Here is a 15635-nt window from a genome sequence, read left to right on the forward strand (position 1 = left end):
GGTTACCTATCGAAGGGCCTGAACGGCTTGCGCTCTTCAGGCTTTTCGTCGAGTTCCGAGGCGGCCTTGTCGAAATCGCGCAGTGCCTTGCTGAGTCCGGTCCGATCGCGCAGGCTATCGAACACCCCGGTCTGGTCGGAGGGCGCGGGCTTTGGCTCGGCGACGGCTTGCTGCTGGCTTCGCAGGGTAGTCAAGATCGCATCTATTTCCGGCTGATTCGGGTCGAGCTTGAGCGATTCGGTGAAGTCTGCGATCGCTTCCGCGTCGTGGCCGCGCCGTTGCTGACACATGCCTCGAAGCGTCCAAAGAGGAGCGTTTTTCGGATCGACTTTGATGCCGGCCGTGCAATCGTCGATCGCCAAGTCGAATTCGTTTCGTTGCCAGCGGGCCCACGATCGGCTGATCAACAGAGTGACGCGATGCGGCTTCAGCTTCAGTGCGGCTGTGTAATCGTCGATGGCACGGTCGAACTGACCTGCCTGATCGTAGGCGAACGCACGCGCAGTGAGTGCGTCGACGTTCGTGGGGTCGGCCGCGAGCACCGCCGAAAAGTCCTCGATTGCGGGGCCGACTTCACCCTTGAAATGATGCGCGTAGCCGCGCGCGACATGTGCATAAACAGCGCTCGCATCGAGGCGCAAGGCCTCCGTAGCATCGTCGATCGCCTTGTCGAACTCCTGCTTGGAATTCCAAAGGCCGGCGCGGCCGGATAGCGCATACACGTTTTTGGGATCAAAACGCAGGGCGTTGTCGAAATCGCTTAGGGCTTCATCGGGGCTTGTGTGCAGGCGGAGCCAGCCGCGCTGCGCGTATGCCGCCGCGGTATCGGGCTGTAATCGGAGGAACTCCGTGAGGTCGACGACGGCGTTGGCAAAATCGCCTTTGTGCCACCAGATTTCGGCCCGCGCACCGTAGGCCGCGGCATTGGCGTGATCCAGCGAAATCGCTTGCGTGTAGTCGGTCGCCGCCTCGTCGTACTTTTGTTTCAGATAATGCACGCGGCCGCGATTCATGTAGGTTGTGGCATCGGAGGGATCCAGACGGACCGACTCGTCAAGATCGGCGAGCGCTTCGTCGAGTTCCCCGCGGAGCGCCCGCACTGCGCCCCGCGCCAAAAAGGCCGTGGCCGACTTCGGATTGAGTCGGATCGCTTCCGCCGCCGCGGCGAACGATTCGTCGTACCGCTTCAGATTACCGCAGGCGGCGGCCCGTCCGGCATGGGCATCCGCTTCGCGCGGATTGAGACGAATCGCCTGATCAAAGTCGGCGAGCGCTTTGTCGTACTCTTGCTTGTTGATCCACGCGAAGCCACGTAGACTCCACAGCGTCGCGTCGCCCGGCAACCTGGAAATCGCGCGGTCGAAGTCGGCGATCGCGCGGTCGAAGTCGCGACGGCGAGCAAAGAGGCGCCCGCGCAGCTTCAGGGCGTATGCGTCGCGCGGGTCCGATTCGATCGCCCGATCAAAGTTTGCAAGCGCATCTTCGTCGCGCTGTTGGTCGCGCGCAATCAGTGCGCGCGCGAGGTAGGCCCGGGCGCAGCGTGGGTCGAGGCGCAGGGCCTCGCTCAGGTCGGCCTGGGCCTTGTCGAAGTCGTCTTTCAGCGTCCAAGCCCGAGCGCGAGAAACGTAAGCGAAGGCACTTTCCGCACGCATGATCTCCGCCGTGAAGTGCTCCAGGGCCTGTTCGTCAGTCACCACGTCGGCGGTTTGCAACCAACCGGCCTCGACTTGCAGCCAATCGCCTTCGACCTGCCGGACGTGCCACCAGACGCCCGCGATCAGGAAGTCGATTGCCGGGGCCTGCGCGTCGGGCCTCTCGCGCAACCGGACGTCGGCTGATTTGGCCAGCAACTTACGATCGCGCCATTCGGCGGGCACGACCGGCTCCGACGGCCCAGTGGCCGGCCCCGGCTCGGCCGAGAAGACCGCACAAGAGAAAAAAAGAACCGCTACGACTGCGGACCCTCCGATGCGCCGCTCGTTCATGAGTCGTGCCTCCTTGCGGGATGAATCGGGCGTCAGCTTACCCCGGAACGCGTGGGCTAGGCAATACCGCGCTGACGTCCTACGCCGTGTGCCTCTGATCGGTTTCGACGACAAACAGAGCCGTAGGTCGGCGTTCCCTACAGCAGCCACGGGGTCCGTGATAGAATCAGGGGCATCCTTTATCGGGCGTCGGTCATGTCGATCTCCTCATCCAATCCATCCGCCTCTTTGCCGGGCTCGGCCTACAAATGGCGCGAGCGGCTGCTGATCGCGGCCGCCGTGGCGCTGGTCGGCTGTCGCTTGCTCTCGGTGCGGCACAGCGTGGCCGCGATGGTCGTGGCCACGTTGATCCTGACCGGCGTTTTCACCTGTTTCGTGCGGGGCTCGGCACGGGGCAGACGGTGGGCGTTTTACGCCGCGCTGCCAATCGCTGTTTCGGCCAATGTAGTGGCCTTGGCGGTTGGCGGGCTGCTGCTGTTCCTGGCCGAAAGCGGCCTGCTGGTGCAAAACCGGCTGGGCATGTACGTCGAGTGGAACCGCGCGTTTGTTTGCCTGCCCATCGCCGCGCTGGTCAACCTGCTGGCCTGGGGATGGCCCGCCGCCAATCGCAGGCTGCGGCTGGCGGCATGGTTGGCGAACAGCTTGCTCTTGCTTTACGCCGGCGGGTACTGGAGCGTCCACGAATCCTATGAGCGGTTCGGCGGCGCGCCGCCGTTTGGCGCCGACCTCGTGGCGGCGTTGGCGGCCGTTTCACTGATGGCGCTGGCCTGGGATCCTGCTTGGTCCACCGCCCGACCCGTGCGCGGCGACACCAGCGCCGCGCCGGTCGCTCGCAGCCGGCGCCGGATGGCGTTGGTGCTCCTTGCCGCCACCGCCATCGGCGCGGCGCTGGTCTCACCGTTTCAGACCGTGATCCGCCGCTGCCGCCTGGAGGCCGCGTTGACCTCGCTGGGATGCGAAGTGACCGACCGTACCCGGCGTTCGGCGCCGTTGCGCATTCGCGAGCTAGCACCCTTGCGGCCCTACGTCACCGAAATCGAAGCCGTCTTCATCCCCAAGGACCGTCTGACTGCCGCCAACTGCCAACAGTTCGCCGAGCTTCTCGGCCAGGTGACGATGCTGGACGAAATCGAAGCGGCGTCGGTGCCAAAAGGTTGCGAAACGCTGCTCAGCCGGCTGGGGCCGGGTTCGTTCGTGCAGTATCTGTCGCTCAGCGGCGCGGGAGTACACGACGACGTACTGGCCATTGCCGGCGGCTTTCCGCGACTGCGAACGGCTGCCTTCACCGACGCGACGATTACCGACGCCGGCGTGGCGAAGCTCGCGGGTTCGCCCTGGTTGGAGACGCTGGTGCTACGCAATACGCCCCTCGACGGCTCCGGCCTCGCTGCTCTTACGTCGCTGCCGAGTTTGACGCAACTCGACCTGTCGGGCACGCACGTCGGCGACGACCAGGTCGCCGTTTTGCAGCGGTTTGCTCGGCTGACGGACCTCGATCTGAGCAACACACGCGTGACCGCTGCAGGGGTGCGAAAGCTGCAACAGGCTTTGCCGCAGTGCGAGATCAAGTGGTCGCCTTGATTCGGCCTTTACCTTTTTCGCCGCTTTGCGACAATCTTCACTCCCGGCGGCACGAATCTTATTCTACCAACCAGCGTCTCATGGACGGCCCTTATTCAGGCATCGACGGGTTTTTAGGTACGCGGGCATCGCTGATGCTCGACGTGGTCGTGGTGGCCATGGTGGGCGTGCTCATGCTGCTGGGGCTGAGCATCTACCTGGTGCGATACCGGGCCCGCTATGTTTGGCACAAACGGCTGCAGCTTCTGCTCGTCGCGGCGCTGTTGGTCGTCGTGGCGCTGTTCGAAGCGGACATGCGCATCAACGGCTGGCGTGCAAGGGCCGAAAGCTCGCCCTATTACGACAGCCTGGTCATGCCCGCACTCACGCTGCACCTGACGTTTTCCGTCAGCACCTGCTTGCTCTGGGGCTGGGTGACGGTGGGGGCGCTGCGAAAGTTCGACCGTCCTCCTCAACCGGGCCCGCACAGCTTCAGCCATCGCTGGTGGGGCCGAGTGGCGGCACTCGACATGCTCTGCACGGCGGTCAGCGGCTGGGCCTTTTATTGGCTGGCCTTTGCGGCGACGGCGGTGCGCTGACCGCGGCCCGAAAACGTCCGCCGCTTTCATACCACCCCTGCCGCGTAAACCGGCAGCGGTGTACGTCGAGCAAGAAGCTGAGAGCGCGGCCGTCGCCTTTCTCCAACGACACCACCACCAGCCGGTTCGTCAGCGGTTGGGGGTGGAAGAATCCAAGGCCGCGCTCGGAAAGGTGTTTGCCCACGACCGTGATCGGCGGCCCCGACGTCGTCTCGCCGTCGGACTCCATCGGCCACAGCGTGATCAACCGAGGGTAAGGATAGCGCTGCTCCTGGCGGCGCTCGACGAACCGGCCGCCAGGGTAGATCGCGCCCAAAACCTTCCAGACCTGCGAGCGCACAAGGTCGTCGCCGGTTTGGAGTTGCAGTTCAAATGCAGGGAATACGTCCGGCTCGCAAGCAAGCGCAGTCATAATGTCGAATCACAGATGTAGTGAAGGCTGAAACAGCCGGTGACGTGTGGCCGCACCAGGAGGATGGGCTTCCTGGCCCGTCTTCATTCCAGACGGCCTGGGAAGGCCATCCTCCGTCAGCGTGCGGCCATACTGGATATTTACGTCACAAACCGGGCCAGGGCAAATCGAAAGCGCTTGCAAGCCGCGGCGGCAGCGACTTAAATGCCATGACCGGCACTGACATACGCACGCGCCTCAGCCTCCCCATAAGGATAACCCCATGATTCGCACCCTGACGATCGGTTTGTTCGCGACACTGGCCCTCGGTTTCAACGTCTCTCGCGCCGCCGAGCCATCGGCCGCCGGCAAAGGCCAAAAGCTGCGCTTCTACGTCGGCAGCTATGCCGAAGCGAAAAGCGAAGCCATTCACCTGGTCGAGCTCGACCGCGAAAACGGTAAGCTGACCAAGATCGGCGGTACGTCGGGCGTGCAGAATCCATCGTTCCTGGCCATCCATCCCAACCAGCGTTTCCTGTATTCGGTTTGTGAAGTGGCTGAAATCGACGGCCAGCGAAGCGGCGCCATCGCGGCCTTCGCCATCGAACCCGCCGACGGAAGCCTGAAAGCGTTGAACCGCGAATCGTCGGGCGGCCAGGGACCGTGCCATCTCGTCGTCGACAAGGCCGGCAAGAACGTGCTGGCGGCCAACTACGGCGGCGGCAGCGTCTGCTGTCTGCCCATCGACGGCGATGGACGGCTGTCAAAGGCCAGCGCGGTCATCCAGCATCACGGCAAGTCGGTCAATCCGGGCCGCCAGGAGGCGCCCCACGCGCATTCGGTCAACCTCGATCCGGCCAACCACTTCGCTTTCGTGGCCGACCTGGGGCTCGACGAAGTGCTCGTCTACCGCTTCGATGCCGGCAAAGGCAGCCTGCGGGCCAACGAGCCGCCGGCGGCAAAGGTGAAGCCCGGTTCCGGGCCGCGGCACTTTGTTTTTCATCCCAGCGGCCGCTTTGCCTACGTCATCAACGAGCTCGCCTCGACCATCACCGCCTTCGGCTACGACGATGCCAAGGGCGTGCTCACCGAAGTGCAGACGATCGGCACCTTGCCCGATGGGTTCAAGGGCGAAAACTGGACGGCCGAGGTGCAGGTCCACCCATCGGGCAAATTCGTCTACGGCTCGAACCGCGGGCACAACAGCATCGCGGCCTTCGCCGTCGACGCCGAGACGGGGCGTCTGACGCCGATCGGCCACGAATCGTCCGGCGGCAAGACGCCGCGGAACTTCGGCATCGACCCTTCGGGCAGCTTCTTGCTGGCCGCCAATCAGGATTCCGACAACATCGCGGTGCTGGCGATCGACACCGCGACGGGCAAACTCAACTCGACCGGCCAGGAGATCAAGGTCTCCAAGCCGGTGTGCGTCAAGTTCGTTGCCTGGTAGTTCGCTGCCAAATAGGCAGCTAGACACCAGCGGCGAGCTGTGAAAAAATGAACAATATTGAACGGGCGCTGCACAATCGGTTCCGACCGTGATAGGGCCGACGGATGCCGATGACGCCAAGCCAGGCAGCAGAGAAAGTTCGCCGCGGTCAAGGTCCGCGAGGGTTGAGGGTTGGAACGTATGACGATTCCGCTGGATGCGAAAGAGCGCTTCGAGGCAGTGCTGCGGGAGGAAGACCTGGCCGACCGCTCGGTCTTCGACGCACCGGGTTTCTTTGACGAGCTGCCTCTCTATTCTCGATATCGGCAGGTCTCGTTTCTCGGCCGCTATGGCAACGTCAACGAGTTGCTGCTTGAGCTGTCGCTTGGCTACCTCCAGTCAATCGTCGAGCGGCGGCGATCGAACGCGGCGTGCTTTGCGGCGATTACGGTGCTGGACCACCACGATGCCGAGTTTTTGGTGCCGCATATTTTTCTTTGCAATGGCTGGCTCAACAGACGCCTCAAAAGGCTTCGACTCAGGCCGCCCACGTCGTCGTTTGCCAAATCGGTCGGGCAATTCCTCCGTAGAACGCATTTCTCATCAGAATTCGCCGCCGCACAAGACAGAATTACGCCACCCGGCGACGTGCGAGTCTTCCTCGCGCACCGACACGCGCCAGGCAAGCATATCGTGGCCTTGGCATCGCTGGTTCAGATGCTGGCAGCCGCGTCACGCGTGGCGAGTGTTGACTAAAAAATGAATTCGCCTATCATCCAAGCATCTGAGCTTGTCCGCGAAGGGCATAGCGATCAAGGCGGCGCTGACAGCCCCAAACTGCTCGCAGTTCGGGGCTGTTTTCATTTGGTCCCGGCCGACGTCTCGCAAGTGGAAGTCGCGGATGGCGCAAGTATTTCACCCCAGCATGAACACCTTCAGCAAGGCGACCATTTTTGGCGCCTTGTTCGTGCTGGTTGCGCTGGCCTTTCTGGCCGACCGCATCGAGCGATCGCCCTATGTCACCGAAGTCGACGTGTTCCGCGAGCAACCCGTGCCCTTCAGCCACGAACATCACGTCAGCGGCCTGGGCATCGACTGCCGATATTGCCACACCACGGTCGAAACGTCGGCCTTTGCGGGGCTGCCGGCCACGGAAATCTGCATGAGCTGCCATTCGCAGATATGGAAAGACAGCCCGATGCTGGAGCCGGTGCGCGAGAGCTTTCGCACCGGCAAGCCGCTGCGTTGGACGCGCGTGCATGATTTGCCCGACTTCGTCTATTTCAACCACAGCATCCACATTTCCAAGGGCATCGGCTGCGAAAGCTGTCATGGCCGCGTCGATCAGATGCCGCTGATGCGGCGGGCCGCGTCGCTGCAAATGGCCTGGTGCCTCGATTGTCACGAGCGGCCCGAAGGCGCCATCCGGCCGCGGGGCGATGTGTTTCACTTCGGCAAAGACGCGCATCCCGTGTCGCACGAGGACGCCGTGCGGTTGATGAAGGAGCATGGCGTCGAAACCGAACAACTCCTCGATTGCTGGACCTGCCACCGATGAATGAACCCAACTACGATTGGCAGGCGATTCGTTCGCGGCTGGCTGCCGCCAGCGGCCGCGAATATTGGCGCAGCTTCGAGCAGCTCGCCGACACCGCCGAGTTCCAGGACTATCTGAAGCACGAGTTTCCGCGGCAGGCCGGCGAGTGGATGGACGCCGTCGGCCGACGACATTTTCTCAAGCTGATGGCGGCCTCGCTGGGACTGGCCGGCTCGATGGGTTGCCTCCGCCAGCCGGAGGAAAAGATTGTCCCCTACGTGCATCAGCCCGAAGAGATCGTGCCCGGCAAACCGCTCTTTTTTGCCACGGCCACGACGCTGGGCGGCTACGCCACGGGCATCCTGGTCGAAAGCCAGATGGGCCGGCCGACGAAGATCGAAGGCAACCCCGAGCACCCGGCCAGCCTGGGAGCGACCGACGCCTTTACGCAAGCGGCCATCCTTACGCTCTACGATCCCGATCGTTCGCAGACCGTGATGCACCGCGAGCGGATCGCCACCTGGGACAATTTTTTGACGGCCATCGCCGAAGAATTGCCGGCGCTGAAGGCCCGCCAAGGCCGCGGGCTGCGGATCCTCACCGAGACCGTCACGTCGCCGACGCTGGCCAACCAGTTGCAGTCGCTGTTGGAGGCCATGCCCGAAGCGCGCTGGCACCAGTATGACCCCTGCGGTCGCGACAACGTGCGGGCAGGCGCCAAACTGGCTTTCGGCGAATATGTCGACACGATTTATCGCTTCGATCGGGCCGACGCGATCGTGTCGCTCGACGCCGACTTTCTTTGGGGCATGCCGGGCAGCGTGCGCTACGCCCGTGAGTTCATTGATCGTCGCCGCGTGGTCAGCAACGGACCCAAAATGAACCGGCTGTTCGCGGTGGAAAGCACGCCGGGACTGACGGGCGCCATGGCCGATCACCGCCTGCCGATCGCGCCGTCGGAGGTGGAAGCGTTGGCCCGCGCCCTCGCCGGCCGCTTGGGCGTCGAACTCTCGGCCGGCGGCGCCGACGTGCCGGCGGGCGTCACGGAAACGTGGCTGAATGCGATTGTTTCCGACCTGAAAGCACATCGCGGCGCCAGCATCGTCATCGCCGGCGAGGCCCAGCCGCCGGTCGTTCATGCGCTGGCACACGCCATCAACCGGCAGCTTGAGAACGTCGGCAAGACCGTCGAGTATATCGAGCCGGTCGAAGCGCGTGCCGAAGACCATTTGGCGTCGCTCAAGACCCTGGTCGATGATATGGCGGCCGGCGACGTCGAGCTGCTGCTGATCCTCGACGGCAATCCGGTCTACAACAGCCCGGCCGCGTTCGACTTCGCCGCGCAGCTTGCCAACGTCAAACTCGCGGTCCACCTCTCGCAGCACTACGACGAGACGTCGTTTCTCTGCCATTGGCACATTCCGGCCGCCCACTTTTTGGAAAGCTGGGGCGACGCTCGCGCCTTTGATGGCACGGCTTCGATCGTGCAGCCGCTGATCGCGCCGCTCTATGGCGGCCGCACGGCCCACGAATTGCTCTCGGTCTTGCACGGTCGCGCCGACCAGTCGCCGTTCGAGACCGTGCAGCAATACTGGCAAAAGCGGGTGGGTGGCGACGACTTCGGCCGCGTGTGGCGCAAGGCGGTCCACGACGGAATCGTGCCCGATACCAAAGCCGAAACGCGCGACGTCGAGCTTTCGTTCGATGGTCGCGACCCGCGGGCCGACGAACAGCCGGCAGGCGAAGGATTGTTGGAAATCGTATTCCCTCCCGATCCGACCGTCTGGGACGGCCGCTTTGCCAACAACGGCTGGCTGCAAGAGCTTCCCAAACCGCTCACCAAGCTCACCTGGGACAACGCCGCTTATCTCAGCCCGCAAATGGCCGAAAACGAGCAGCTTGCCAATGGCGACATGGTCGAGCTGACCGTCTCCGATCGCAAGCTGGAGGTGCCCGTCTGGATTGTGCCGGGGCATGCCGACGGCGTCGTCAGCCTGTCGCTCGGCTACGGCCGAACGCGCTGCGGCCGGGTGGGCACGGACATCGGCTTCAACGCCTATCAGATCCGGCCGGCCACCGGAAAATGGTTTGCCAAAGGCGTGCAGCTCAAGAAGACGGGCGAGCGTTACAAGCTGGTTGTCACGCAGGACCACCATAGCATGGAGGGCCGCGACGTGGTGCAGTTCGGCACGCTCGACGAGTATCAGCGCGACGAGAACTTCTTGCTCGCCGGCCACCCCAGCGAGAGCCGTAAAGAAAGCCACGAGCCGTTCAACTTGCCCTCGCTCTATCCCGACGAGAAGAGCGACTTCCCCGAACGCAAAGAAAGCGACAACGCCTGGGGGATGGTGATCGATCAGACCGCTTGCATCGGCTGCAATGCCTGCGTGATCGCCTGCCAGGCCGAGAACAACACGCCCATCGTCGGCAAGGAGCAGGTCTCGCACGGGCGAGAAATGCAATGGCTGCGGATCGACCGCTATTACGTGGGCGGCATCGACAACCCCGACACCTATTTTCAGCCCATGCTCTGCATGCACTGCGAGAAGGCGCCGTGCGAGCTGGTTTGCCCGGTGGGGGCGACGGTCCACAGCAGCGAGGGCCTGAACCAAATGATCTACAACCGCTGCGTGGGCACGCGGTATTGCTCGAACAATTGCCCGTACAAGGTGCGGCGGTTCAACTTCTTGAACTACGAGGCGTTCATCAACTACGACACCGAACCGCAACTCGCCATGCTTCGCAACCCGGACGTTACGGTCCGCAGCCGCGGCGTGATGGAGAAGTGCAGTTTTTGCGTGCAGCGCATTCAGGAAGCGAAAATCGAGGCCCACAAGGAAAACCGCGCGATCACCGACCGCGACATTCAAACGGCCTGCCAGCAGGCGTGCCCGACGAGGGCCATCGTGTTCGGCAACTTGAACAACCCGCAGAGCGAGGTCGCGCGGCTCAAAAAGTCGCCGCTGAACTACGGCGTGCTGGCCGAGTTGAACACCCGGCCGCGGACCACGTATTTGGCCCGTTTGCGGAACCCGCATCCGGATCTGGTGGCGGAAGAGACCGGCGACACGCCGCCGCTCGATCCGCGCGACCGCCAGATCGACGATTGGCTGGAGAAGCTGAAAGGGAAGGAAGCGTGAGCGACGAAGCGGCCACAGTTTCGAGCGGCGCACGAATCGGCGGTCTGCCGGTGATCGAGCCGGGCCACACCTACGGCTCGGTCACCGACAAGATCAGCTCGATCGTGCAAACGCGGCAGCCCAAGAGCTGGTGGGTCGGCTTCGCCGTCGGCTTCACCATGCTGATGCTCTTCCTCTATACCACCACCTATTTGCTGGCCACCGGCATCGGCATCTGGGGCAACAACATTCCCACGGCCTGGGCTTTCCCGATCATCAACTTCGTATGGTGGATCGGCATCGGGCACGCGGGCACGTTCATCTCCGCCATTTTGCTGCTGCTGAAACAGGAGTGGCGGACGAGCATCAACCGTTTCGCCGAGGCCATGACGCTGTTCGCCGTGGCCTGCGCGGGGCTGTTCCCGCTGTTGCACTTGGGGCGGCCGTGGGTCTTTTATTGGCTGCTGCCGTATCCGAACACGATGGACCTCTGGCCGCAGTTTCGCAGCCCCTTGGTGTGGGACGTGTTCGCCGTTTCGACCTACGCCACCGTCTCGCTTCTCTTCTGGTACGCCGGGCTGATCCCCGACATGGCCACGCTGCGCGACCGGACTCACAACCGCTTCGCCCAGATCGTCTACGGCATGTTGGCCATGGGCTGGCGCAACAGTGCCCGGCATTGGCACCGTTATCAGATGGCCTATCTGCTGCTGGCCGGGCTGGCCACGCCGCTGGTGCTGTCGGTGCACAGCATCGTGGGCATGGACTTCGCCGTGGCGATCGTGCCCGGCTGGCACAGCACGATCTTTCCGCCCTACTTCGTAGCGGGGGCGATCTTTTCGGGCTTCGCGATGGTCGTCACGCTCACGGTCCCGCTGCGTTGGATTTACGGCCTGCACGATTTCGTGACGCTCAAGCATCTCGACAACATGGCCAAGGTGATGCTGGCGACGGGGAGCATGGTGGGCTACGGCTATTTCTGCGAGGTGTTCTATGCCTATTACAGCGGCAATCCCTTCGAGCGTTACATCACGGTCGATCGCATGCTGGGCGGCTATGCCTGGAGTTACTGGACGATTATTACCTGCAACGCGTTGGTGCCGCAGCTTTTCTGGATCCGCGGGGTCCGCCGCAACGTGATCTGGCTGTTCATTCTCTCCCTCGTGACGCAGACGGGCATGTGGTTGGAGCGGTTCGTGATCATCGTCACGAGTCTGCACCGCGACTTCCTGCCGTCGGCCTGGCGGATGTACTACCCCACCGTGTGGGACATCACGGAGTTTCTTGGATCGATCGGTTTGTTCCTGACGTTGTTTTTCTTATTCATCCGCTTCCTGCCGATGATTTCTATATATGAGTTACGTGAATTAGTGAGTGAGACAAGCGAATGAGGCGTCAGGCAACAGGTTTCAGGCGTCAGGCACCGAGACCTGACGCCTGACGCCTGACGCCTGACGCCTCACACTGACGCCTATGGAATTACACGACGACATCTACGGCCTGATGGCTGAATTCGAGACGGGCGACGCTCTGCTCGATGCGGCCCAGCGCGCCTATGAAGCCGGCTATCGGCGGATGGACGGATTCTCGCCGTTTCCTCTGCACGGACTGTCGGAGGCGCTCGGCTTTCGTCGTACGCGGCTGCCGTTGGTGACGCTGATCGGCGGACTGCTCGGTGGCGGCAGCGCTTATTTCATGCTCTGGTATGCCTGCGTGATCAGTTACCCGATCAACGTCGGAGGCCGACCGCTGCATAGTTGGCCCGCCTTCTTCCCAATCACCTTCGAGTTGTCGGTGCTCGGCGCGTCGTTCGCCGCGCTGTTCGGCATGCTGGCTTTGAACGGTTTGCCGCGGCCGTATCACCCGGTGTTCAACGTGCCCGAATTCGTGCGTGCCAGCCGCGACCGTTTCTTTCTGGTGATCGAAGCCCGCGACCCGGTGTTCCACCTCGGCGACACCCGGCAGTTCTTGGAAAGCCTGAAGCCGGAGAAAGTGTTCGAGGTGCTGCCATGACGGTACGATTTGCAATTTGCCATTTCCTCCTCGGTCTCTGCGCTTTGGCCGCGCCCGGCTGCGATATGCTCGACATGTACGATGAACCACGTTTCGAGCCGCTGGAGGCGAGTACCTTCTTCGACGACGGCACATCGGCCCGGCCGCTTGTGGCCGGCACGGTCGCCCGTGGCGACCTGCGCGAAGATGAGGCGTTCTATTCCGGCAAGGTCGACGGCAAATACGTCACCGAGCTGCCGGTGGATGTCGACCGCGAGCTGCTGTTACGCGGACAGCAGCGATTCAATATCTATTGTTCGCCCTGCCACGGCCGCGTGGGCGACGGCCGGGGGATGATCGTGCGACGCGGCTTTCGCCAGCCGCCGTCGTTCGTCAGCACCGACCGGCTGATCGACTCGCCGGTGGGCCACTTCTACGACGTGATCACGAACGGCTTCGGCGCGATGCCCAGCTATGCCAGCCGCGTCGAGCCGCGCGACCGTTGGGCGATCGTCGCCTACATTCGCGCCTTGCAGCGCAGCCAGAACGGCGCCGTCGACGACGTGCCGGCCGACCTGCGCGACAAGATTGCCGAATCGGACGCCGTCCAAGCGCAAGAGCGCGAGAAGCGCGAAGCGGCCGAGCGACTCGACAGCCAGCGTCAACAGAAGCTGGAACGCGACATCCGCGAGCACCGCCGTTCGCCGGAAGAAGGCGAGCGCAAGCATCGCGAGATCGAACGCGAAAAACGAGAAGAGCGGAATGACAAGCAGTCGACGCGGGCTTCCGCAGAGAACGCCCTCTGTGGCGTTGCTAGGGTGACAAAACGTTTGCCACCAGCTTTAGCTGGTGGAGGTCGGGCGGAAACAAACCTATTTCCTCGAGCCGGCTTTAGCCGGGCTTCTCGACCGACCGCGGCCTCGCTCCGCGGAGCGCGGCGCTCCGTCCCTGAGGGACGGCGGAGTTTAGCCGTGGGTGCCAACCCACGGTTCACGGGTCGCTCAATTCTCGTAAGCCGCGTAGCGGCGGCGGAGAATAGGGCCGACTCTTCCGCCGCCGCTACGCGGCTTTCGCTGACCGTACAACAGCTTCCCGTGGGTTGGCACCCACGGCTAAACTCCGTGGCCGCTTCGCGGCCTGGATCTGAGCACAACCAGCGCGCTCATGAAGACCAAGCCACCGCCGTACCCACAAAACCCGCGCTGACGCTGGTGGCAAACGCGTCCCAATCGGAGGCACGCGCATGACCTCCGCAGATCGCAATGCACTCTTGCGCCGCGTGGGCGTTGTCTCGCTGCTGGTCGGCGTCGTCGGCGCCGTGGTCACCGGTCTCGGCTACGACGGCGGCTCCAAGGCGTTTTTAGGCGCCTATCTGGTCGCTTTCCTTTTCTGGTTGGGAATTTCGCTCGGCTCGATGATCGTCTGCATGTTGCACGGCGTGACGGGCGGCGGCTGGGGACTGGCCGTGCGACGCATCGCCGAAGCCGGCTATGCCACGCTGCCGCTCATGGCCCTCTCGTTTGTGCCCGTCGCCATGAACGTCCGCACGCTCTATGAATGGGCCGGTCCGTCGCAAGTGGCGGCCGACGAGAACCTGCAGAAAAAAGCGCATTGGCTGAATGTCGAAGGGTATGAAACACGGGCGGCGATTTACTTCGCCCTTTGGATCGTCACCGCATTGCTGCTCAACGTGTTTTCGCCGAACGAAGACGCCGATTCCGAATCGCCGCGAAATCTCTGGATGCAGCGCGTGAGCGGGGCCGGGCTGATCCTCTACGGTTTCAGCATGACCTTGGCGGCCGTCGATTGGGTCATGTCGCTGGAACCGCACTGGTTTTCGTCGATGTACGGCGTCATCTACTGGGGAGGGCAAGCGCTGGCCGGCATGTCGTTTTGCGTGCTGGTGATGAGCTTGCTGGAAAGCTATCCGCCGTTCAACCGCACGGTACACACCTCGCGGCGGCACGACTTGGGCAACCTGCTGTTGGCAATGGTCATGTTCTGGTCGTACGCCTCGTTCATGCAGTATCTCATTATCTGGTCGGGCAACCTGCCGGAGGAAAACGTCTGGTACTTGAACCGCTCGGTGGGCGGCTACGAGCTGGTGGTGCTGGTGCTGATGGGCTTTCATTTCGCGGTTCCCTTTGCACTGTTGCTCTCGCGCGACATCAAGCAGCGGCAGCGGCGGCTGATGTGGGTGGTGGCCTGGCTGCTGGCGATGCGGCTGGTCGATTGGTATTGGTTGGCCATGCCCGGCGTGTTTCCCAAGCGACTCACTGTGCCCTGGCAGTTGCCGGCGGCGCTGGCGGCGATCGGCGGTTTTTGGCTGGCGATCTTCGCCTGGCGGCTGGCGGCCCGTGCGGACCTGCCGATCTACGACCCCGAACTGACGGAGGGCGCCGATGAGCGAACAGCCCACTCCTAGCGCGGAATCGTTGCAGGCCAAGCACGAGACGAGCGACGTGCATAGCAAACCGCTGATGCTCTCGGCGTTGGGGCTGGCGGCGGCCGTGGCGCTGGTCTGCCTGTTTTTGATCTGGTTTTTCGACCGGCTGGAAGGCTGGGCCCATCGCCGCGATCCGCGGCTCAGCCCGCTCGTCGGCAGCCAGGCCGCTCCCTCGCCGCGGCTGCAAGAAAATCCCGCCGGTGATCTCAAACGGATGCGCGCGGCCGAAGATCAGGCGCTTTACAGCTACCGCTGGATCGACAAGGAGCGCGGCGTCGTGCAGTTGCCGGTCGAGCGGGCGATGGAGCTTTTGCTCAAAGAAGGGCTGCCCAAGACGAAGGCGGAAGTCCCGCGCGCTGAGACGTCGGACGAGAAGGAGGCCTCGCAATGAGCGGAAATTGCAAATTGCAAATTGCAAATTGCAAATTGGCGATTGATATGCGCCGGTGCGCTTCCGCGCTGGGCGTCGAAGAGGGCGCGTGGCTGCGCTGCGTCGGGTGGGGCCAGCGAGCTTGCGAGCGCCGGCCCACCGCTAGCGATGTCGTTCATGGTGGGCCGGCGCTCGCAAGCTCGCTGG

The 15635-nt window shown here is 63.3% G+C and carries 13 protein-coding genes; 11 read left to right on the forward strand and 2 right to left on the reverse strand.

The genetic code is table 11. The features are described 5' to 3' along the window. Positions 1 to 2: 2 nt before the first annotated feature. The gene (locus VNH11_20200) at positions 3 to 1985 is read right to left on the reverse strand and encodes a tetratricopeptide repeat protein (protein HVA48698.1); all 1983 of its coding nucleotides are present in this window, start codon (positions 1983 to 1985) and stop codon (positions 3 to 5) included. Positions 1986 to 2180: 195 nt separating this feature from the next. Here VNH11_20200 and VNH11_20205 point away from each other — a divergent pair, with 195 nt between their 5' ends. Then, positions 2181 to 3566, forward strand: coding sequence for a hypothetical protein (locus VNH11_20205; GenBank protein ID HVA48699.1), 1386 nt, complete (start codon positions 2181 to 2183; stop codon positions 3564 to 3566). Positions 3567 to 3646: 80 nt separating this feature from the next. Further along, positions 3647 to 4144, forward strand: a complete 498-nt coding sequence (locus VNH11_20210; protein ID HVA48700.1) for a DUF420 domain-containing protein — start codon at positions 3647 to 3649, stop codon at positions 4142 to 4144. Here the strand turns inward: VNH11_20210 and VNH11_20215 are convergent. Then, positions 4092 to 4556 (reverse strand): hypothetical protein, encoded by a 465-nt coding sequence (locus VNH11_20215; GenBank protein ID HVA48701.1) that lies wholly within the window; start codon positions 4554 to 4556, stop codon positions 4092 to 4094. The two genes, VNH11_20210 and VNH11_20215, sit on opposite strands and share 53 nt — an antisense overlap. 262 nt (positions 4557 to 4818) lie before the next feature. Between VNH11_20215 and VNH11_20220 the strand changes: the two genes are divergently transcribed. The 9 genes from VNH11_20220 (at position 4819) to VNH11_20260 (ending at position 15449) form a co-directional block, all read left to right on the forward strand. Further along, the gene (locus VNH11_20220) at positions 4819 to 5985 is read left to right on the forward strand and encodes a lactonase family protein (protein HVA48702.1); all 1167 of its coding nucleotides are present in this window, start codon (positions 4819 to 4821) and stop codon (positions 5983 to 5985) included. Positions 5986 to 6165: 180 nt separating this feature from the next. Next, complete coding sequence (locus tag VNH11_20225) at positions 6166 to 6720, forward strand: hypothetical protein (protein ID HVA48703.1); 555 nt, start codon at positions 6166 to 6168, stop codon at positions 6718 to 6720. Between the two features lie 145 nt (positions 6721 to 6865). Further along, positions 6866 to 7522, forward strand: coding sequence for a cytochrome c3 family protein (locus tag VNH11_20230; GenBank protein HVA48704.1), 657 nt, complete (start codon positions 6866 to 6868; stop codon positions 7520 to 7522). Continuing rightward, positions 7519 to 10641, forward strand: coding sequence for a TAT-variant-translocated molybdopterin oxidoreductase (locus VNH11_20235; protein ID HVA48705.1), 3123 nt, complete (start codon positions 7519 to 7521; stop codon positions 10639 to 10641). The genes VNH11_20230 and VNH11_20235 overlap by 4 nt, the downstream gene beginning before the upstream one ends. Then, a complete protein-coding gene (nrfD, locus tag VNH11_20240) occupies positions 10638 to 12011 on the forward strand; it encodes an NrfD/PsrC family molybdoenzyme membrane anchor subunit (protein HVA48706.1) in 1374 nt (457 codons plus the stop codon). The genes VNH11_20235 and nrfD overlap by 4 nt, the downstream gene beginning before the upstream one ends. An 82-nt stretch (positions 12012 to 12093) precedes the next feature. Further along, positions 12094 to 12633 carry a DUF3341 domain-containing protein gene (locus VNH11_20245; protein HVA48707.1) on the forward strand — a complete coding sequence of 180 codons (540 nt, stop codon included), beginning with the start codon at positions 12094 to 12096 and terminating at the stop codon, positions 12631 to 12633. Next, positions 12630 to 13859 carry a cytochrome c gene (locus tag VNH11_20250; GenBank protein HVA48708.1) on the forward strand — a complete coding sequence of 410 codons (1230 nt, stop codon included), beginning with the start codon at positions 12630 to 12632 and terminating at the stop codon, positions 13857 to 13859. The genes VNH11_20245 and VNH11_20250 overlap by 4 nt, the downstream gene beginning before the upstream one ends. Continuing rightward, positions 13856 to 15037, forward strand: coding sequence for a hypothetical protein (locus tag VNH11_20255; protein HVA48709.1), 1182 nt, complete (start codon positions 13856 to 13858; stop codon positions 15035 to 15037). The genes VNH11_20250 and VNH11_20255 overlap by 4 nt, the downstream gene beginning before the upstream one ends. After that, positions 15015 to 15449, forward strand: a complete 435-nt coding sequence (locus VNH11_20260; GenBank protein ID HVA48710.1) for a hypothetical protein — start codon at positions 15015 to 15017, stop codon at positions 15447 to 15449. Before VNH11_20255 ends, VNH11_20260 begins: the two co-directional genes overlap by 23 nt. Positions 15450 to 15635 lie beyond the last annotated feature (186 nt).

It is taken from the genome of Pirellulales bacterium, assembly GCA_035533075.1.
Taxonomy (GTDB): Bacteria; Planctomycetota; Planctomycetia; order Pirellulales; family JAICIG01; genus DASSFG01.